Here is a 17,834-nt window from a genome sequence, read left to right as displayed (position 1 = left end):
ATTATTAATTGTGTAAGTTTTAAATACGCTATATTGATTCACTCTGGATGTGAGCCATGAGTCCTTCGCCCTCCGTTCTCAGTCGTTTTACTGAGTACTACGCCATGCTGGATACCCAGCCGCCCTCGGCGCTGGCCGCGCTCTATCATGCGAATGCCGTACTGATCGATCCGTTTGGCCAGCATCGGGGGCTGTCCGCGATCCAGGGGTATTTTTCCCATCTGTTAGCCAACGTGGCGCGGTGCCGTTTCGACATCGATACGCCGGTCTGCAACGCTCAGCGGTTTGCCGTCGCCTGGACCATGCACTGGTCGCATCCGCGCCTGGCCGGCGGGAAGGCGTTAGAACTTGCGGGCTGCTCGATGGTTACGGTTGAAGAGGAGCGGATTATTCACCAGCGCGACTACTACGACGCCGGGGAGATGCTGTACGAACATCTTCCCCTGCTGGGCTGGGCGGTACGCGGCGTCAAGCGGAGGGTGCGGACATGATGACGGTGCTTATCACCGGCGCCAGCTCCGGGATTGGCGCCGGACTCGCCAAATCCTTCGCCGCGGACGGCCACCCCGTCATCGCCTGCGGTCGCGATCCGTCGCGTCTGGCAGCGCTACAGCGGCACAGCCCCAACATCAGCCTCCGCTCATTTGATATGACAGACAGGGAGTCCTGTCGCCAGGCGCTCGCGGAGTGCCGGGCCGATCTGATCATTCTCTGCGCCGGGACCTGCGAATACCTCGACCACGGAACGGTAGATGCCGCGCTGGTGGAACGGACGATCGCCACCAACTTTCTCGGGCCGGTGAACTGCCTGGAGGCGCTTCAGCCGCAGCTGTCTGTCGGCAATCGCGTGGTGCTGGTAAGTTCAATGGCGCACTGGCTGCCCTTTCCTCGCGCCGAGGCGTATGGCGCCTCCAAAGCGGCGTTAACCTGGTTTGCCAACAGCCTGCGCCTGGACTGGGAGCCGAAAGGCATTGCCATCACGGTGGTCTCGCCGGGATTCGTCGATACCCCGCTGACGCGCAAAAACGATTTTTCCATGCCCGGCCAGGTGAGCGTGGAGCACGCGGTAAAGGCGATTCGCCGCGGTCTGGCGAAAGGTAAAAATCATATCGTCTTCCCGACAGGCTTTGGCATGCTCCTGCGCCTGCTGGCAGGGCTTCCCGAAGGTCTGCAACGCCTACTGTTGCGCAGGATGGTACGCTCATGAATATCGCGATTATTGGCAGCGGCATTGCCGGTCTGACCTGCGCCTGGCGCCTTGCCGGACAACACCAGGTCACCCTGTTCGAAGCGGCATCCACGCCGGGGGGACACACCGCCACGGTGGATATCGCCACGCCGCAGGGCACATGGGCCATCGATACCGGGTTCATCGTTTACAACGATCGCACCTATCCGCGCTTTATGGGGCTGCTCAGCGAGCTGGGACTCAGCGGTCAAAAAACGCAAATGAGCTTCTCGGTACACAACCCGCAGAGCGGGCTGGAGTATAACGGCCACAGCCTGAGCTCGCTTTTCGCCCAGCGGCGCAACCTGGTAAAGCCGGCCTTCTGGGGATTGCTGACGGAGATCGTCCGCTTTAATCGTCAGGCGAAACAGGCTCTGGCGGGGGCGTTCGACCCGGGCGCCACGCTACAGACCTTCCTTGAGCGGCACCGCTTTAGCCCCTTTTTCGCTCGCCATTACATTCTGCCGATGGGCGCCGCTATCTGGTCTTCATCGCTGCAGGAGATGCGCCGCTTCCCGCTGGCGCTGTTTCTGCGCTTTTTTGAAAACCACGGCCTGCTCGATATCCGCCAGCGTCCGCAATGGTACGTGGTGCCCGGCGGCTCGCGCGAATACGTGCGCGCCCTGCTGGCTCAGCGTGGCGATCGCCTGCGCCTTCGCCTCAATGCGCCGGTGCAAAACGTTATCCGTCGCCAGGAGGGCGTCACGCTCCAGCTGGCATCGGGGGAGCAGCATTTCGATCAGGCGATCTTCGCCTGCCACTCGGCCCAGGCGCTGGCCATGCTGGCGGACCCGACCTCCGCCGAACGCGAGATTCTGGGAGATATCGGCTGGCAGCAAAATGAAGTGGTCCTGCATAGCGATCCCCGCTGGCTGCCGACGCGCAAGCGCGCCTGGGCCAGCTGGAACTATCGCCTGAGCGAGCAGGATCAGGCCAGCGCCTGCGTCACCTATAACATGAATATTCTTCAGGGCCTGCCCGCCGACGCCCCGCTGTTCTGCGTCACCCTCAATCCGCCAACGCCGGTGGACCCGCGCTTCGTCTGGAAGCGCATGGTCTATGAACATCCGCTGTTTAATCCGCAAAGCTGGTCCGCCCAGATGCGCCGCGAGGAGATTAACGGCCGCCAGCGGAGCTGGTTCTGCGGCGCGTACTGGTATAACGGTTTTCATGAAGATGGCGTGCGCAGCGCCCTCGATGTGGTCAACGGCATCGCGGCGGCGGAGAACTTCTGAAATGAACAGCTGCCTCTATGAGGGCGTATTACGCCACCGCCGTCTCCAGCCGAAGGCGCACCACTTTCGCTATCGCATCTTTATGGCCTGGCTCGACCTGGACGAACTGGATGCGCTCGCGGCCGTCGGCATCCGCCGCAATCGGTTTGCCGCCGCCGCCTTTTACGATGCGGATTATCCGCTGGGCACGCCGTTAAAACAGCAGGTTCTGAACCGCCTGGAAAGTCTGACCGGCTGCCGCCCGGAGGGCCGCGTCATGCTGCTGACCCAGCTGCGCTACCTGGGCTTTCATTTTAATCCGGTCAACTTTTACTACTGCTATGACGGCGCCGGCGCCCTGCGCTGGGTGCTGGCCGAAGTACGCAACACGCCGTGGAATGAGCGTCATTACTACGCGGTAGACGGTCAACGGGCGCACCCGCTGGCGAAAGCGTTTCACGTCTCCCCGTTTAACCCGATGGACATGGTCTACTGCTGGCGCTTTAACAGCCCGGGTAAAACGCTGCACATGCATATTGAGAACCATCAGACCGCCAAAATCTTCGACGCCACGCTGGCCCTGAGCCGCGTGCCTTTGACGCGCGCCAGCCTGCGCGGGCTGCTGCTGCGCATTCCGTTGATGACGCTGAAAACCGTCCTCGCGATCTACTGGCAGGCGCTGCGGCTGTGGCTCAAGCGCGTGCCGCTGTATAACCATCCTGTCAGCAGGAGTGAACGCTCATGACCGATCCCGTCTTTGCGCTTGAACCCGATATTCCGCGCAACGTGCGTATCGCGCGCTGGTTGCTCTTTCGTCTGTTGAGCGGCATTCGCGAAGGTTCGCTCACCGTGCGCGAAGGGGCGCAGACCTTTCATTTTGGCGACCCCGCCGCCGCGCTGCGCGCCGAGGCGCGGGTGCTTTCCGCGGACGTCTACTGGCGCTTATTGACCGGCGGCAGCCTCGCTGCCGCGGAGGCGTGGATGGACGGCGACTGGGAGAGCCAGCAGTTGACGCAGCTGCTGCAGATCCTGGCGCGTAATGGCCAGGTGCTGGGACGACTGGAGCGCGGCTTCCGCCTGCTCGGCAAACCCGTGGCGCGGCTACGCCACTGGACGCGCCGCAACTCGCGCGCGCAGGCGCGGGAGAACATTGCCGCCCATTACGATTTGGGTAACGACTTTTACGCCCACTTTCTTGACGACGAACTGCTCTACTCCAGCGCGCTGTTTACCGACGACGGCCAGGATCTGACCCAGGCTCAGCGGGCCAAAATGGCGCGCCTGTGCGATCGCCTGGCGCTTACGCCCGGCGATCGTCTGCTGGAGATTGGCACCGGCTGGGGAGCGATGGCCGAATACGCCGCCCGCCACTACGGCTGCCGGGTCACCACCACCACCCTGTCACAGGAACAGTTCCAGTGGGCCAAAGCGCGAATTGCCCGCGCCGGGCTGGAGGATCGCGTCGAGGTGCTGCTCTGCGATTACCGCGATCTCACCGGCCAGTATGACAAGCTGCTGTCGGTGGAGATGATTGAAGCCGTGGGACAGCGCTATCTGCCGGCTTTCTTTCGCACCTGCCAGGCGCTCCTGCGTCCGGGGGGAAGAATGGCGATCCAGGCCATCACCATCCAGGATCAGCGCTATCGCGATTACAGCAAAAGCGTCGATTTTATTCAGCGCTACATCTTCCCCGGCGGCTTTCTGCCCAGCATCACCGTAATGAACGAACTGATGACGCGGCATACCGATTTTGTGGTGCGCGATCTGTTTGATATGGGACCGGACTACGCCCGCACCCTGGCCCACTGGCGCCAGCGTTTTACCCACGCCTGGCAGGACATTGAGAAGCTCGGCTTTGATGACCGCTTCCGCCGCATGTGGCTCTACTACTTCGGCTACTGCGAAGCCGGGTTTAACGCCCGCACCATCAGCGTTGTACAGCTCACCGCGGAGCGGGTATGAATCGCCCGGCGTCGCTCCTGCTGACGGCCATCGCGTTCGACCTCTACTGGACGCTGGTGGTGCTGTTTCGCGAGCGCGGTCTGTTCATCTGGCTGGCGCTGGCAATCCTCTGCTGGCTACGGCTACCGCCAGAATACCGTGCGTCTGCGCTGCTGCTGGCCGCCGCGGGCTGCGGGCTGGATACGATCTGGGCGCTATCGGGACTGGTCGATTTTAACGGCGATACCCTGCTGCCCCTGTGGATGGCCGCGCTGTGGCTGATGTTCGCCGTCGTCTGGATCCGCCTGACCTGTGCCGCGACGTTGCCAGGATGGCTGCTGGCCCTGGCGGCGGCCTTTGGCGGCCCGACGGCATACCTGCTCGGCGCCTATCTGGGAGCGATGACTTTGCTGGCGCCGACGGCGGCTGTCTTCGGTGCGATGGCCTGCGGCTGGCTGGCAATGATGCTCGTGTTCCATATGGTGATGGGGAGGCGGCAATGAGAACGGCTTTATTACTGCTGTGGCTGGCGGCATTCTCTCCAGTTGCTCACGCAGCCGACTGGCTGGAGTGGCCCCGCGTTGGCGAAGCGACCCTCAGTTGGGGGCCCTTCACCGTCTATACCTCGCAGCTACGCACGCCGGACGGCCGGTATGACGGCCCGCATCAGGATCGGGCGCTGATTATCACCTATCAGCGCAGCATCGATCGCGACGAGCTGGTCGAGGCTACCCGCGACCAGTGGCGGGCGCAGGGCATTCTGCAACAGGAGCCGCAAAGCGAGGCCTGGCTGCGCATGCTGCGAGGACTCTGGCCGGACGTCGCATCGGGCACGCAGCTGGCGTTCGTGGTGAGCGGCGGCGAGGGCCAGTTCTGGTATCGCGCCAGCGCCGCGCAGCCCACGTTTACTGCGCTGGGGCCGCGCCAGTCGGCAGCGTTCAGTACGCGCTTTCTCGCTATCTGGCTCGATCCCGGCACCACCTATCCCAAACTGCGTCAGCAGTTGATCGGAGGTACACCATGAAACGCATTCTGACCCTTGGCCTCGCGCTGCTGATGCTGGCGCTGGCGGGCTGCAGCGCTGAAGTCGCCGACTATCGGCAGCAGCAGCCGGCACTGGACATTTTCCGTTACTTTCAGGGCAAAACGGAAGCCTGGGGGATGGTTCAGGATCGCAACGGCAAGCAGCTGCGCCGCTTCCACGTGGCGATTGACGGCGACGTGGTTGGCGACACGTTGACGCTTCACGAGCGCTTTGTCTATGACGATGGCGAAAAGCAGCAGCGGGTATGGCGCATTCGCCGTATCGGCGCCGACCGTTATGAAGGCACCGCGGGCGACATCGCCGGGGTGGCGACCGGCCAGGCGGCGGGCAACGCTTTTCACTGGCGCTACAGCATGAACGTGACGGCCAGCGGAAGCACCTGGCTGCTGCACTTCGACGACTGGATGTTCCTGCAGGACGATGCGCATCTGTTCAACAAAACCGAGATGAAGAAATTCGGCATTACCGTCGCCACGGTGACCCTTTTCTTCACCCGAGCGGTACATTAAAAGAGGACAACGCCATGAACACGCAACCTGTCATTGGGATCAGCGGATGTTTAACCGGTTCAGCCGTGCGATTCGACGGCGGGCACAAGCGAATGGGCTTTGTAATGGATGAGCTCGCGCAGTGGGTGGCGTTTAAACCCATCTGCCCGGAGATGGCTATCGGCCTGCCCGTTCCGCGCCCGGCGCTGCGGCTGGTGCAGACGACCGAGGGGGAGCTTCGTATGCGCTTTAGCCATGCCCCGCACGACGACGTGACGGAGAAGATGGCCGATTTTGCCAACGCCCATCTCTCCACGCTGGGCGAACTGTCGGGATTTATCGTCTGCGCCAAATCGCCCAGCTGCGGCATGGAGCGCGTGCGTCTGTACGATGAAAAGGGCAACCGCGGGCGTAAAGAAGGCACAGGATTGTTTACCGCCGCGCTGATGGAGAAATACCCCTGGCTACCGGTTGAGGAGGATGGTCGCCTGCACGATCCTGCGCTGCGTGAAAACTTCGTCGAGCGGGTCTTCGCCCTGCACGAGCTGAATAGCCTGCGCAAAAATGGCCTGACGCGTCGTGCGCTGCTGGATTTTCATAGTCGCTATAAACTTCAGCTGCTGGCCCATCATCAGCCGGGGTATCGCGAGATTGGTCCGTTCGTTGCGTCGCTCCACGAGTGGCAGGATCTGGAGGCTTTCTTTGCGGTGTACCGCGATAAACTGATGGCGATCCTCAAGCAGCCCGCCTCGCGTAAAAACCACACCAACGTGCTGATGCATATCCAGGGCTACTTTCGTAACCAGCTGAACAGCCGCCAGCGCGGCGAGCTGCGGGAGGTGATCCTCAACTATCGCTCCGGGCTGCTGCCCATCCTTGCGCCGATAACGCTGCTTAAGCACTATCTGGCCGAATATCCGGATCGTTACCTACAGGCGCAGAACTACTTTGACCCCTACCCGCAGGACCTGGCCCTGCGCCTGACGGTGCATTGAGAGGGCTGAGCGAGCGGACAGGCTGGCGCGCCAGCCTGTTTCCCCTGGTGAATCCGTCAGCTTTTAGAACCACGCTTCAAACATGCCGCCGACGTTCAGCGAATCCAGCTGTTCGTCTTTGGTGCCGTTGACCTTCGCGGTGCGCTTGTTATCCACCTGGCCGCCGGTCACGTAGAAACGCAGCATCGGGCGGAACTCCGGCCCCATTCCGATGGCGATGTTCTGCGACAGCGTCAGCTTCCAGCCGTGGTTATCGCCGCCCTGGTCATAGTCGACGCGCTGGTAGCCCGCTTCCAGCCAGGTGGAGTGCACATCGTTCCAGAAGTACATCGGACGGACGATGGCGCCGTAGTTTTTACGGTTGTCGGTGTTGTCCTTGCCGTTGTCATAGTCGTGGAAGGCCAGCAGATATTCGATCTGCGCCTGCCGGGTGAATTTATGCAGCCCTTCAAAGCTGGCGTAGATAGCGGTCAGGTCATCGGTTTTGTTGTAGACGCTGTTATCCGAGTTATCGGAGTAGCGCAGGATCACTTTATTGACGCCGCTGTCGTTGGTGTGGCTCAGCACCAGCCCGCCCTGCCAGGCGTCGAGACGTTCGTCGCTGTCCACCGCTTTCGAATCGAAGCCGTAGTTGGCGTATACCTCAACGTCGATCGGCCCGGCCTTGATGTTGTGGGTTTTGGTGGTCAGGGCGTAGTGGCCGTTATCGCCGGTACCGGAGCCGCCGGTACAGGTGATGCGCGACGGGTTGGCCTCATCGGCCATCACTTCCGGGCTACAGGACTCCACCTGCGACACCCCCGCCACGTCAAACTGCACGCCGCCGATATCAAAGTTTTTCACCCCGGCGCCCTGGCCATCGTGGTTCATCCAGAAGTAGTCGTTGATCCCCTGCTGCGGACGCTGATGGAAGTCGCGGCCGGCCCAGATATAAGCGTTGGGGTTAGATTCCAGCACGTTGGTGACGCCGACGTAGGCTTTTTTCAGGTTAACTTCATCGCTCCAGTGGTCAAACATGACGTTGATATCCCAGATCGCGCCTTTACTGCTTTTGAAGGCTTTGGTTATCTGGAATTCGCCGCCGTTGCCTTCGTTGCCTAAACGACCGATCGCCGAGGCGCCGTTATAGGAGCCATCCACGCCGACAAACTTCTGATCGCCGGTCTGGAACTGCGCGCCGTAGCGGGCGTAGCCGCTGAACTTGAGGCCGAAGGGGATCGCCATATCCGGCGAGGCCGCGGTGGTCTGCGGGTTGGTAATGACATCCACTTTTTTATCGGCGGCAGCGTCGATTTTCGCCTGGCGCTCGGCGAGGGCTTTATCGACGGCCTTCGCCACAATGGCGTCGATCTGTTCCTGCGTGAACTCTTGGGCTATTGCAGAGGTAAACGGGAAAAAGGCGGCGATAACCGCCACGGGTAATGGAAGTTTTTTTATCATTGTCAAAATTATCTCAATATAGGTTAATTTTATTCAGATAATAACAATCCCATTCTGGGTAGACAGAATATCTCGCTATCATAAGAACATTATTTTAATTTTATACATCTACAGAGGCTTTACGCTATTAGGGTTATCCGACCTCCTCGCGCGTTGTTTAATAATGAGCTGCCCCCGGATAAATTATCATTTTGGATAATTTACGGGCCAGCAGCGGTGGTATTGATTGCGCCGGGCATGCGCCATAATTAACGTCGTTGTTTCAGCAGCTGGCGACGCCCTCCGTCCTCACGGTACCACCTTTTACCCCCAGGCGGCGGACAGCGTTGATGACGCCAGCGACCTGCGCTATTACCGTGGGAAACAGGAACGGCGCGGCGTTGGCCGCCGCCCCGGCACCGTCGAGTGGATGAATAAAACCGCTGGCTGCGCCCCGCTCAGCATAAGATTGCATGATGAACCCCATAATTTATGAAGCCAAAATTTAACAACTGTGACACATCCTCTATTCTCCCGGCCGGTTGCTCAATTACGTTATTTCACTCAGCGATTAAGAAAATGCTCAAATGTGAGCCATCTCGCAAATATTAGCGTCATTTACTCAACGCCTGGAGAACCATGTAAAGTACATTTTTTCGGGTGATGAAGAGAGAAACAATAAAATAAAAAATGATTTTTTCGCGCCCTGAATCTATCGGGATATAGCTGCTAAATCGTTAGTCAACAAGAGAGACAAGATAGTCTTGATGGGTATTTGCTTCGATGATCACAGAAGTAAAAAAACATAATAAATTAATTTAAAAACGTAATGGATTCTTCGAGATCATTTATGTCAGAAATTGTTACACATCCACACAACACACCGGAGTCTGCTCAGAATGAGTAAAAACATAATGCAAAGCCGCCATGACGAATATCATAAATTAACGCGCGGGGAACGTATTGGTTATGGAATGGGCGACTTCGCTCAAAACCTGGTTTTTGGCACAATAGGCGGCTTTCTGGCTCTTCACATGCTGACGGTAAATACCATCAGCACGGCAACGGCTGGGTTTATATTTCTTTTTGTCCGAATCATCAATGTCTTTTGGGATCCGATGGTCGGCACGTATGTTGACAAAAGAACGTCAAAAGCAGGCAAATACCGTCCCTGGCTGATAAGAGCCGGCGTGCCGCTGGTGATCCTTTCCGCGTTACTTTTTGCTCCCATTCCTGGCGTCCGAGGTTCAGTCCCTTTTGCTTTTATCGTCTATTTGGCTCTGGATTTAGTTTATTCGGTGGTGAATATTCCTTATGGTTCTCTTAACGCGTCCCTGACCCGGGATCCGGAATCGATTGATAAACTCACCAGTACCCGCATGATGCTGGCCAATAGCGCGAACCTTCTTGTCTATACCCTGTTCCCGATGTTTGTACAAATGGCCTCGCCAAAAGATCGTAGCCTTAAGGACACCGGTTTTTTTGGCATTGAGCTCAATCTGGGAAACTATACCGATCCATCAGCGAACTACGCCTGGTTCGGCGTTTACTCCGTTTATATGCTAATCGGCGCTGCGGCGCTTTTCATCTGCTATAAATTCACCAAAGAACGCGTTGTTGCGACGGCAGAACAGACTGCCAACGTCAAAACGACCGATCTGTTCCTTGAACTTAAACATAATCGTCCGCTGGTTATTCTCGGGCTGTTTTTCATGCTGGCGTTTACCTTCATGTTTTTCATGAACACGGTTAACGGCTTTTTCAATCAGTACGTTGTGGGTCATTCAGAGTGGATGGGGGCCGTCGGCCTTGTCGCCTCGATTCCGGGCATTGCCTTCCCTATTTTCTGGCCCAAACTCAAGAAAATTTTTGGTAAAAAAGGATTCTTCCACATTTTTCTGGCCATGTTTATTGTCGGTGAATTACTGACTTACGTCTGGTCACGGGAGGGTATGCATGATGCGCTTTGGCTTGCTTACATCGCGACCTTCATTAAACAGTGGGGCTTAACCTCGGCGACCGGCTTTATGTGGGCGCTGGTTCCCGAAGTCATCGCGTACGGCGAATTAAAATCTGGCAAACGGAATGCGGCGATCATTAACGCGATTATGGGGCTGTTTTTCAAGATTGGTTTTACTATCGGCGGCGCTATCCCGCTGTGGCTGCTGGCCGTCTATGGATTCAATGAAACCGGCGCCCAGCAAAGCGCCAGCGCTATCGACGGGATCATTATGACCGCGGTGTGGATCCCTATCGCGTTAGCCATTATATCGATGATCATCATTCAGGTTTATCCCATCTCTGACAAAAACGTTAACGATATCAACCGTCAGCTTGATGAGATACGCGTGTAGCTAAAAATTATAAATCCAGCCATTAAGTCACTTTTCATTTTAAAAAGGTGTAATGATATGTCTCTTATTCAAAACCCTATTTTACGTGGGTTTAATGCCGACCCCAGTATTATCCGCGTGAAGGATACCTACTATATCGCCAACTCGACGTTCGAGTGGTTCCCGGGCGTTCGTTTACATGAGTCAAAAGACCTGGAGCACTGGAATCTTCTCCCTTCGCCATTGTCAACAACCACCCTGCTGAATATGAAAGGCAATCCTTCATCAGGCGGGATTTGGGCACCGGCGCTCTCTTATGCGGATGGTCAATTTTGGTTGGTGTATACCGACGTCAAAGTCACCGAAGGCGCCTTTAAAGACATGACCAACTATCTGACCACCGCAACCGATATTCGCGGCCCATGGACGGATCCCATCAAGCTCAACGGCGTAGGTTTTGATGCTTCACTTTTCCATGACGATGATGGGCGTAAATATATCGTGCAGCAAACCTGGGATCATCGTGAGTATCGCCATCCCTTTGACGGCATCACCTTAACCGAACTGGATACCAGGACCCTAAAATTAAGACCAGAAACCGCGCGTACTATTTACCGCGGCACTGCCGTTGCGCTCGTTGAGGGCCCGCATCTGTATAAACTGAACGGCTATTATTATCTTTTTGCCGCCCAGGGCGGCACCGTATTTACGCACCAGGAAGTGGTTGCGCGTTCTAAAACCTTAGACGCCAACAGCTTTGAAACCGAGCCTGGTGAGGTCTTCTTAACCAACGTCGATACGCCAGACAGCTATATCCAAAAGCAAGGACACGGTGCCTTAGTTTCTACCCCAAGTGGGGAGTGGTACTACGCCTCGCTCTGCGCGCGTCCGTGGAATCGCCCGGGTGAGTCGGTCTACGATCCTCGCGGTTGGTCAACGCTGGGCAGAGAAACGGCTATTCAAAAAGTGTATTGGGATGAAGATGGCTGGCCGCGTATTGAAGGAGGGCATGGCGGGAAAACGTTTGTTGAGGGTCCAAAAGATGCCATTTATACCGAAAGCCCGGAAAACCATAGCCAGCACGACGACTTTACAACGGCGACGCTCGATCGCAACTGGAATACCCTGCGGGTGCCGTTCACAGAAAAAATGGGTACCACAGGCGATGGCAAGCTAACGTTAATTGGCCAGGGCTCTTTAGCGAATACCCACGACCTGTCGCTGATTGCCCGCCGCTGGCAGGCCTTCTATTTTGACGCGAAAGTTAAAGTCAAATTTAATCCATTTAACTACCAGCAAATGGCAGGATTAACAAACTACTATAACGATCGTCACTGGAGCTTTGTGTTCATTACCTGGAATGAAATTAACGGCAAGGTCATTGAATTAGGTGAGAATAACCGCGGGAAATATACATCATATTTAAAAGATGATGCTATCAAGGTCCCGGACCATGTTGAAGAAGTCTGGTTCCGCACGAAGGTCAGGAAAGAAACGTATAGCTATGAATATAGCTTTAATGGGGTTGAATTCACTGAAATCCCCGTCAGGTTAGATGCCGCGATCCTTTCGGATGATTATGTTCTGCAAAGCTACGGCGGGTTCTTTACCGGGGCGTTTGTTGGCCTTGCGGCAGTCGACTACTCCGGTTATGACGCCAGCGCTGAGTTTTATCATTTCGATTACCAGGAGCTGGGCGATACGTTAATCGCCAGTGACGCTTACAGCTGGGAAGCCAGTGAGTTACGTGGTTATTAGATAGCCCTGACCAGAGATGTGAAATGAGGAACTGGCGCGACAGGCCGCGCCGGTTCCGGGTATTGCGGGGGTGTTCTGGCCGCAGAATGGATATCCCGGATACCTTTTCGTCGATTATCTGTGGAAAAGAATATCACGGTGGATGCGATCCCAAGGTTATTCCGCCGTTTTTTGTTTCAACGCGGCGTAGCGGCGCTCGTTTGCGACGCGGTCTCCTCTTTATTTTCGCTGTCTTCCAGCCGCACCGCCGCGTTGTGCATCAGGGTATACAAGGCATCGAGCTGGCTGACATGTTTGAGTTCCAGGCGCTGCAGCACATCATCCAGCGCCGTCAGGTGCGCTTCGGCCTGGTAAAGCTGGCTCAGATCGTTAATAGACAATAATGATCTTTGCCCATTAATCTCTTCCCAGCGCCTGATTGCTGGCGCCGGGCAACGCGAGTTTACTGGCTAAACGCCCAAGTAGCAGAGGTTGCCAGCGCCCTTCGAAAGCAGCGCGCCCGCTTCCCGCCAGCCAGGTCGCAAAGGATTGCAGCTGCGGATTCATTGTTTTGTTGTCCTGAGCCGAGTTGCGGTTCGCATTCCCTCTCCCGCCAGGCTATATCTTAGACACTTTAATTCATACAGGAGTGAATATGATGGGCAAAAAGATTCTGATGCTGGTGGGCGATTACGCCGAAGATTACGAGACCATGGTGCCGTTCCAGGCACTACAAATGATTGGACATCAGGTTGCTGCTGTCTGTCCTGACAAAACCAAAGGCGACTACATTATGACCGCCATCCATGACTTTGACGGCGCCCAGACCTACAGCGAGAAACCCGGCCATCGCTTTGTTCTCAACGCCGATTTTACAAGCGTGAAAGAGGCGGATTATGACGCGCTGTTGATCCCCGGCGGGCGGGCGCCAGAATATCTGCGCCTGAATGCGGAAGTACTTAAACTGGTGCAAGCGTTTGACGCGGCGCGTAAACCGATTGCCGCCGTTTGCCATGGCCCTCAGCTATTGGCCGCGGCAGGCATATTAAAAGGCCGCACCTGCAGCGCCTATCCGGCCTGTGCGCCGGAAGTGCGGCTCAGCGGCGGACATTTTGCCGACATTGGTATCGATCAGGCGCATATTGACGGCAATCTGGTTACCGCCCCCGCCTGGCCCGCCCATCCGCAATGGTTGGCGAAATTTGCCGAATTGCTGCGGTAGAAAAACAACCGGATAACAGCCTCCATGAAGACCGTCTGAAGGAGGCGCTGGCGCTAAAATCGCGCCAGCTCCGGGCTAAATACCAGGACCCATCAGTGCTTCACGATATACATTGTGCGGCTATAGGCCACGTCCTCCGGATTGGCTATCGGATACCCTTTCAGCCACGGTTTAATCAGACGCCCGTTGGTGTACTGATATATCGGCGCGATGGGCGCTTTCGCCATAATGATTTTTTCCGCCGCGTTGTAATCGTCATTGCGCGCTTTTTCCGACGTTTCCAGCGCCGCCTGGGTCAGAATTTTGTCGTAGGCCGGATCGTTGAAACGGGAGATATTGCCGCTATGGGTTGAGGTCAGCAGCGACAGAAACGTCGACGGCTCGTTGTAATCCCCCACCCACGAGGCGCGGATCACATCGAAATTGCCGGTATTGCGGCTATCGATATAGGTTTTCCACTCCTGGTTTTGTAGCTTCACGTCGACGCCCAGATTTTTCTTCCACATTGACGCCACCGCGATCGCGATCTTCTGGTGGTTCTCCGAGGTATTGTACAGCAGCGTCAGCTTCAGCGGACGGTTTGGACCGTAGCCCGCCGCCTGCAGCAGCGCTTTCGCCTGGGCATTCAGTTCGGCCTGGCTCATGCTTTCGATTTGCGTCGGCTGCGGAGTAAAGCCTGCGGTCACGTCCGGAGTAAAGCGCCAGGCCGGTTTCTCGCCGGTACCCAGAATTTTCTCCGCCATCAGACGACGATCGATAGTCATGCTGAGCGCCAGGCGGACGCGCTCATCGGCGGTTGGCCCTTTCTGAGTGTTAAAGGCGTAATAATAAGTTCCCAGCTGCGGCGGAGTATAAACCTGCCCCGGAATATCCTTCAGCAGCTTCTGATACAGATTTTTCGGGAACGACTCGGTGATATCGATATCGCCGGCCAGATAACGTTTGGTGGCCGCTGACTCCTGGTTAATGGGCGTAAATGTGACCTGCTGGATCACCGTTTTGCCGTTATCCCAGTAGTGCGTATTGGGGACCACCACCAGCTTTTCATTCACTACGCGATCTTTTAAGACATACGCGCCGTTGCCAACCAGGCTTCCCGGACGCGTCCAGTTGTCGCCGCTCTCCACGTTAGCCTTCTGCACCGGATAGAAAGCAAAGCTGGCCGTCAGATTACTGAACCACGGCAGCGGTTTATCCAGCTGCACGCGCAAGGTACGCGCGTCCACGGCGGTGACGCCGAGGGTGTCCGGCGCGGCTTTACCATCAATAATATTTTGCGCATTGGCGATTCCGGCCAGCGCAGCAAACCAGGCAAACGGGGACGTGGTTTTAGGATCAACCAGCCGCCGCCAGCTATAAACAAAATCCTCTGCCGTTACCGGCGTGCCGTCGGACCAGCGGGCGTTATCGCGCAGGGTAAATGTCCAGACGCGATTATCATTGCTCTGCCAGCGAGTCGCCACGCCCGGGATCAGGTTGCCTTTCTCGTCCTGATTGACTAAACCTTCAAAAAGATCGCGGATAACCTGAATTTCAGGCAGACCGACGGCTTTCGCGGGATCTAAGGAGGCGGGCTCGTCTTTAATGTGCCGCACCAGCACCTGGTTTTCGGCTAAAACGGTGCCCGGCGGGACATCGGCTGCCCAGGCAAGAGAAGAGACGCTGGCTAACCACAGCGCGCCGCATGTCAATGTGACAGGATACTTCATAAGATCCCCTTTAAAATAAAAAACCAGAGCTGGCAGTGCGATAATTATTTGTTTCATCACCTGAAATTGCAAACGGCTTGTGAAAGAAAGTTGACGTCTATGCTGATTTCACCATTGCTGGAAACTATTTGATTCCGGGACGGTTTTACACAACACTGCTGAAAAATAATCGGATAACAGGATGCCCTATGCCCGTTTCTCGTCCTCGCCCCCAGCGCGGTGATTTTCCGCCAGGAACACAACGCTACGGCCAGTCTCACCTTGGCGCGCCGCTGCTGTGGTTCCCGGCGCCGCTGGCCGATAGCCGCAGCGGCCTGATTCTTGCCGGAACCCACGGCGATGAAGGTTCATCCATAGTCACGCTTTCCTGCGCGCTACGTACGCTCAAACCCGAGCTGCGCCGCCACCACGTGGTGCTGGCGGTCAACCCGGACGGCTGCCAGTTGGGGCTGCGCGCCAACGCGCGCGGCATCGACCTGAACCGGAATTTTCCGGCGGCGAACTGGAAAGAAGGCGAAACGGTTTATCGCTGGAACAGCGCGGCGGAGCAGCGCGATGTAGTCCTGCTCACCGGCGAAAAACCCGGTTCAGAACCGGAAACCCAGGCGCTGTGCCAGCTGATCCACCAGATCCACCCCGCGTGGGTGGTCTCGTTTCACGATCCGCTGGCCTGTATTGAAGATCCCGGCCACAGCGAACTGGGCCAGTGGCTAGCCGATGCGTTTAGCCTGCCGCTGGTGGGCAGCGTCGGCTATGAAACGCCCGGCTCCTTTGGCAGCTGGTGCGCGGATATCGGCCTGCCCTGCATTACCGCCGAATTCCCGCCGATATCCGCCGACGAAGCGACGGATAAATACCTGGCGGCCATGACGGACCTGCTGCACTGGCGCTCTCAAAGATGAAGCACGCCGGTGCTGAAATGCAGCGCCGGCTCGACGTCCACCGCCAGCCAGGTCGGGCCATCGAGGTCGGCAAAACGGGCAAGCGGCGCCAGCGGCAGCGCCGCGCTGATGGCTCTTGAGGTACACAGCATGCAGCCCAGCATCCGCGCAAATCCCAGGCGCTCCGCCTCCTGCGCCAACAGCAGCGCTTCGGTCAGGCCGCCAGTCTTATCAAGCTTGATATTGACCATCTCATAGCGGCCGCGCAGCGCCGCCAGGCTGTCGCGAGTATGGCAACTCTCATCGGCGCAAATGGGCAGCGGGTGGATAAAATTCTCCAGCGCCTCATCGGCCCCAGCCGGGAGCGGCTGTTCCAGCATCGCCACGCCGATATCCGCCAGCAGCTGGCAGCGCTCGGCCAGGCCATCGCCGCGCCAGGCTTCGTTAGCATCCACGATGAGCGTGGCCTGCGGAACCGCCTCGCGAATGGCAATCAACCGCTCGCTGATCAGATGGTCGTCGAGCTTCACTTTCAGCAACGTGGCCCCTTTCTCCCACAGCGCCGCCGCGCTGGCCGCCATCTGCTCCGGCGTGCCGATAACCACCGTCTGCGCCGTGACCATCCGCACCGGCAGGGCCACGCCTAAAAGCTGCGCGATGCTCTTACCCGCGCTGCGCGCCTGCCAGTCCCAAAGCGCGCAGTCCACGGCATTACGCGCGGCTCCTGGCGGCAGCAGGCGCTGGATCTCCTCACGGGAGACGCCGCGCTCAATCTGTTCGCCAATCGCCATAATCTGCGCCATCACCGAAGCAATACTCTCCCCGTAACGAGGATAGGGCGTGCACTCACCTGTGCCCTTGACGCCATTCTCTTCAATTTCCACCACCACGACTTTTGCCTCGCTGCGGCTGCCGCGGGCGATCACAAACGGGGTATGTAGCGGCCAGGCTTCTTCATAGACTCGCAGATTTCGCATTCCCTGAACCTCGCAGGTAAGTATTAAAAGGATTTGCCGTGCCGATGACGGATGTCATACACTAGCCGCGACGTTAACTATATGTAAACAGGAAGATAACCATGTCACAAACCGTGCATTTCCAGGGCAACCCCGTTTCTGTTCAAGGCACCATTCCGCAGGCAGGCGCTAAAGCGCAGCCGTTTACGCTGGTGGCCAAAGATCTCTCTGACGTCGCGCTGAGCCAGTTCGCAGGCTCCCGTAAAGTGCTGAACATTTTCCCAAGCATCGATACCGGCGTTTGCGCGGCATCGGTACGTAAATTTAACCAGCTGGCGTCTGAACTGAACAACACCGTGGTGCTGTGCATTTCCGCTGACCTGCCGTTCGCGCAGTCTCGCTTCTGCGGCGCGGAAGGCCTGAACAACGTTGTCACTCTGTCTACCCTGCGCGGCGCGCAGTTCCTGGCCGACTACGGCGTCGCTATCTCCGCGGGCCCGCTGGCCGGCCTGGCGGCGCGCGCTGTGGTCGTGATTGATGAAAACGACCAGGTTGTTTACAGCCAACTGGTGAATGAAATCACCGAAGAGCCGGACTACGACGCCGCCCTGGCCGCGCTGAAAGCGCAATAACGCCGCCAGGCCACGTAAGCCCTCGTTAACCGGG

The 17,834-nt window shown here is 57.3% G+C and carries 19 protein-coding genes and 1 pseudogene; 14 read left to right on the top strand and 6 right to left on the bottom strand.

The window, feature by feature from the left end; genetic code table 11:
• Positions 1–56 precede the first annotated feature (56 nt).
• Genes BWI76_RS12585 through BWI76_RS12545 form a run of 9 tightly spaced genes read left to right on the top strand, consistent with a single transcriptional unit; the run spans position 57 to position 6,911 of the window.
• The gene (locus tag BWI76_RS12585; protein ID WP_049099291.1) at positions 57–491 is read left to right on the top strand and encodes a nuclear transport factor 2 family protein; all 435 of its coding nucleotides are present in this window, start codon (positions 57–59) and stop codon (positions 489–491) included.
• Entirely contained in the window at positions 488–1,207 is a 720-nt protein-coding gene (locus BWI76_RS12580) for an SDR family NAD(P)-dependent oxidoreductase (protein ID WP_004139251.1), read from the top strand. The genes BWI76_RS12585 and BWI76_RS12580 overlap by 4 nt, the downstream gene beginning before the upstream one ends.
• The gene (locus tag BWI76_RS12575) at positions 1,204–2,463 is read left to right on the top strand and encodes an NAD(P)/FAD-dependent oxidoreductase (protein WP_049086786.1); all 1,260 of its coding nucleotides are present in this window, start codon (positions 1,204–1,206) and stop codon (positions 2,461–2,463) included. Before BWI76_RS12580 ends, BWI76_RS12575 begins: the two co-directional genes overlap by 4 nt.
• A gap of 1 nt (position 2,464) precedes the next feature.
• A complete protein-coding gene (locus tag BWI76_RS12570; RefSeq protein WP_004139254.1) occupies positions 2,465–3,187 on the top strand; it encodes a DUF1365 domain-containing protein in 723 nt (240 codons plus the stop codon).
• Positions 3,184–4,404 (top strand): SAM-dependent methyltransferase, encoded by a 1,221-nt coding sequence (locus BWI76_RS12565; protein ID WP_004139258.1) that lies wholly within the window; start codon positions 3,184–3,186, stop codon positions 4,402–4,404. Before BWI76_RS12570 ends, BWI76_RS12565 begins: the two co-directional genes overlap by 4 nt.
• Positions 4,401–4,886, top strand: a complete 486-nt coding sequence (locus BWI76_RS12560; RefSeq protein ID WP_004139259.1) for a DUF2878 domain-containing protein — start codon at positions 4,401–4,403, stop codon at positions 4,884–4,886. The genes BWI76_RS12565 and BWI76_RS12560 overlap by 4 nt, the downstream gene beginning before the upstream one ends.
• The gene (locus tag BWI76_RS12555) at positions 4,883–5,407 is read left to right on the top strand and encodes a hypothetical protein (protein ID WP_004139261.1); all 525 of its coding nucleotides are present in this window, start codon (positions 4,883–4,885) and stop codon (positions 5,405–5,407) included. Before BWI76_RS12560 ends, BWI76_RS12555 begins: the two co-directional genes overlap by 4 nt.
• Positions 5,404–5,937, top strand: a complete 534-nt coding sequence (locus BWI76_RS12550) for a DUF3833 domain-containing protein (protein WP_004139263.1) — start codon at positions 5,404–5,406, stop codon at positions 5,935–5,937. The genes BWI76_RS12555 and BWI76_RS12550 overlap by 4 nt, the downstream gene beginning before the upstream one ends.
• A gap of 14 nt (positions 5,938–5,951) precedes the next feature.
• Complete coding sequence (locus tag BWI76_RS12545; protein ID WP_004139265.1) at positions 5,952–6,911, top strand: YbgA family protein; 960 nt, start codon at positions 5,952–5,954, stop codon at positions 6,909–6,911.
• Between the two features lie 63 nt (positions 6,912–6,974).
• On the opposite strand, the gene BWI76_RS12540 is transcribed toward BWI76_RS12545, so the two are convergent.
• Both BWI76_RS12540 and BWI76_RS12535 read right to left on the bottom strand, forming a co-directional pair.
• Positions 6,975–8,357, bottom strand: a complete 1,383-nt coding sequence (locus BWI76_RS12540) for a carbohydrate porin (RefSeq protein WP_031446334.1) — start codon at positions 8,355–8,357, stop codon at positions 6,975–6,977.
• A 256-nt stretch (positions 8,358–8,613) separates the two neighbouring features.
• Positions 8,614–8,805, bottom strand: coding sequence for a hypothetical protein (locus BWI76_RS12535; protein WP_004139267.1), 192 nt, complete (start codon positions 8,803–8,805; stop codon positions 8,614–8,616).
• 439 nt (positions 8,806–9,244) lie between these two features.
• On the opposite strand from BWI76_RS12535, the gene BWI76_RS12530 reads away from it, so the two are divergent.
• Together BWI76_RS12530 and BWI76_RS12525 are read left to right on the top strand one after the other, a co-directional pair.
• Complete coding sequence (locus BWI76_RS12530) at positions 9,245–10,684, top strand: MFS transporter (RefSeq protein ID WP_162685345.1); 1,440 nt, start codon at positions 9,245–9,247, stop codon at positions 10,682–10,684.
• A 57-nt stretch (positions 10,685–10,741) separates the two neighbouring features.
• Positions 10,742–12,421, top strand: coding sequence for a glycoside hydrolase family 43 protein (locus BWI76_RS12525; protein ID WP_004139271.1), 1,680 nt, complete (start codon positions 10,742–10,744; stop codon positions 12,419–12,421).
• 182 nt (positions 12,422–12,603) lie between these two features.
• Here BWI76_RS12525 and BWI76_RS12520 read toward each other — a convergent pair.
• Positions 12,604–12,789 (bottom strand): annotated as a pseudogene (locus tag BWI76_RS12520) (hypothetical protein); the annotation flags it as partial.
• A 28-nt stretch (positions 12,790–12,817) separates the two neighbouring features.
• A complete protein-coding gene (locus BWI76_RS28105; protein ID WP_157130118.1) occupies positions 12,818–12,967 on the bottom strand; it encodes a hypothetical protein in 150 nt (49 codons plus the stop codon).
• 91 nt (positions 12,968–13,058) lie between these two features.
• On the opposite strand from BWI76_RS28105, the gene BWI76_RS12515 reads away from it, so the two are divergent.
• Entirely contained in the window at positions 13,059–13,622 is a 564-nt protein-coding gene (locus BWI76_RS12515) for a DJ-1/PfpI family protein (protein WP_074168755.1), read from the top strand.
• Between the two features lie 92 nt (positions 13,623–13,714).
• Here BWI76_RS12515 and BWI76_RS12510 read toward each other — a convergent pair whose 3' ends face one another.
• Entirely contained in the window at positions 13,715–15,331 is a 1,617-nt protein-coding gene (locus BWI76_RS12510; RefSeq protein ID WP_049085751.1) for a peptide ABC transporter substrate-binding protein, read from the bottom strand.
• Between the two features lie 188 nt (positions 15,332–15,519).
• On the opposite strand from BWI76_RS12510, the gene mpaA reads away from it, so the two are divergent.
• Complete coding sequence (gene mpaA / locus BWI76_RS12505; RefSeq protein ID WP_004139281.1) at positions 15,520–16,233, top strand: murein tripeptide amidase MpaA; 714 nt, start codon at positions 15,520–15,522, stop codon at positions 16,231–16,233.
• On the opposite strand, the gene ycjG is transcribed toward mpaA, so the two are convergent.
• Positions 16,224–17,189: an L-Ala-D/L-Glu epimerase gene (ycjG, locus tag BWI76_RS12500; RefSeq protein WP_004139282.1), complete on the bottom strand. Its 966-nt coding sequence runs from the start codon at positions 17,187–17,189 to the stop codon at positions 16,224–16,226. The genes mpaA and ycjG overlap by 10 nt on opposite strands.
• Before the next feature lie 101 nt (positions 17,190–17,290).
• Here ycjG and tpx point away from each other — a divergent pair, with 101 nt between their 5' ends.
• Positions 17,291–17,800, top strand: a complete 510-nt coding sequence (gene tpx / locus BWI76_RS12495) for a thiol peroxidase (RefSeq protein WP_049086788.1) — start codon at positions 17,291–17,293, stop codon at positions 17,798–17,800.
• The last annotated feature ends 34 nt before the right edge of the window (positions 17,801–17,834 follow it).

The sequence above is a fragment of the Klebsiella sp. M5al genome, assembly GCF_002090195.1.
In the GTDB taxonomy this organism is placed as follows: domain Bacteria; phylum Pseudomonadota; class Gammaproteobacteria; order Enterobacterales; family Enterobacteriaceae; genus Klebsiella; species Klebsiella grimontii.
Note: the sequence above shows the minus strand (reverse complement) of the source record. Positions and strands in the feature narration are given on the sequence as shown.

What these genes read in the sequence shown, in the direction of transcription:
- BWI76_RS12545 (WP_004139265.1), top strand. Translation starts at nt 5,952, where the DNA reads ATGAACACGCAACCTGTCATTGGGATCAGCGGATGTTTAACCGGTTCA.
- BWI76_RS12535 (WP_004139267.1), bottom strand. Translation starts at nt 8,805, where the DNA reads ATGCAATCTTATGCTGAGCGGGGCGCAGCCAGCGGTTTTATTCATCCA.
- ycjG (WP_004139282.1), bottom strand. Translation starts at nt 17,189, where the DNA reads ATGCGAAATCTGCGAGTCTATGAAGAAGCCTGGCCGCTACATACCCCG.
- BWI76_RS12580 (WP_004139251.1), top strand. Translation starts at nt 488, where the DNA reads ATGATGACGGTGCTTATCACCGGCGCCAGCTCCGGGATTGGCGCCGGA.
- BWI76_RS12525 (WP_004139271.1), top strand. Translation starts at nt 10,742, where the DNA reads ATGTCTCTTATTCAAAACCCTATTTTACGTGGGTTTAATGCCGACCCC.
- BWI76_RS12565 (WP_004139258.1), top strand. Translation starts at nt 3,184, where the DNA reads ATGACCGATCCCGTCTTTGCGCTTGAACCCGATATTCCGCGCAACGTG.
- BWI76_RS12560 (WP_004139259.1), top strand. Translation starts at nt 4,401, where the DNA reads ATGAATCGCCCGGCGTCGCTCCTGCTGACGGCCATCGCGTTCGACCTC.
- BWI76_RS12585 (WP_049099291.1), top strand. Translation starts at nt 57, where the DNA reads ATGAGTCCTTCGCCCTCCGTTCTCAGTCGTTTTACTGAGTACTACGCC.
- mpaA (WP_004139281.1), top strand. Translation starts at nt 15,520, where the DNA reads ATGCCCGTTTCTCGTCCTCGCCCCCAGCGCGGTGATTTTCCGCCAGGA.
- BWI76_RS12575 (WP_049086786.1), top strand. Translation starts at nt 1,204, where the DNA reads ATGAATATCGCGATTATTGGCAGCGGCATTGCCGGTCTGACCTGCGCC.
- BWI76_RS12515 (WP_074168755.1), top strand. Translation starts at nt 13,059, where the DNA reads ATGGGCAAAAAGATTCTGATGCTGGTGGGCGATTACGCCGAAGATTAC.
- BWI76_RS12510 (WP_049085751.1), bottom strand. Translation starts at nt 15,331, where the DNA reads ATGAAGTATCCTGTCACATTGACATGCGGCGCGCTGTGGTTAGCCAGC.
- tpx (WP_049086788.1), top strand. Translation starts at nt 17,291, where the DNA reads ATGTCACAAACCGTGCATTTCCAGGGCAACCCCGTTTCTGTTCAAGGC.
- BWI76_RS12530 (WP_162685345.1), top strand. Translation starts at nt 9,245, where the DNA reads ATGCAAAGCCGCCATGACGAATATCATAAATTAACGCGCGGGGAACGT.
- BWI76_RS12570 (WP_004139254.1), top strand. Translation starts at nt 2,465, where the DNA reads ATGAACAGCTGCCTCTATGAGGGCGTATTACGCCACCGCCGTCTCCAG.
- BWI76_RS28105 (WP_157130118.1), bottom strand. Translation starts at nt 12,967, where the DNA reads ATGAATCCGCAGCTGCAATCCTTTGCGACCTGGCTGGCGGGAAGCGGG.
- BWI76_RS12555 (WP_004139261.1), top strand. Translation starts at nt 4,883, where the DNA reads ATGAGAACGGCTTTATTACTGCTGTGGCTGGCGGCATTCTCTCCAGTT.
- BWI76_RS12550 (WP_004139263.1), top strand. Translation starts at nt 5,404, where the DNA reads ATGAAACGCATTCTGACCCTTGGCCTCGCGCTGCTGATGCTGGCGCTG.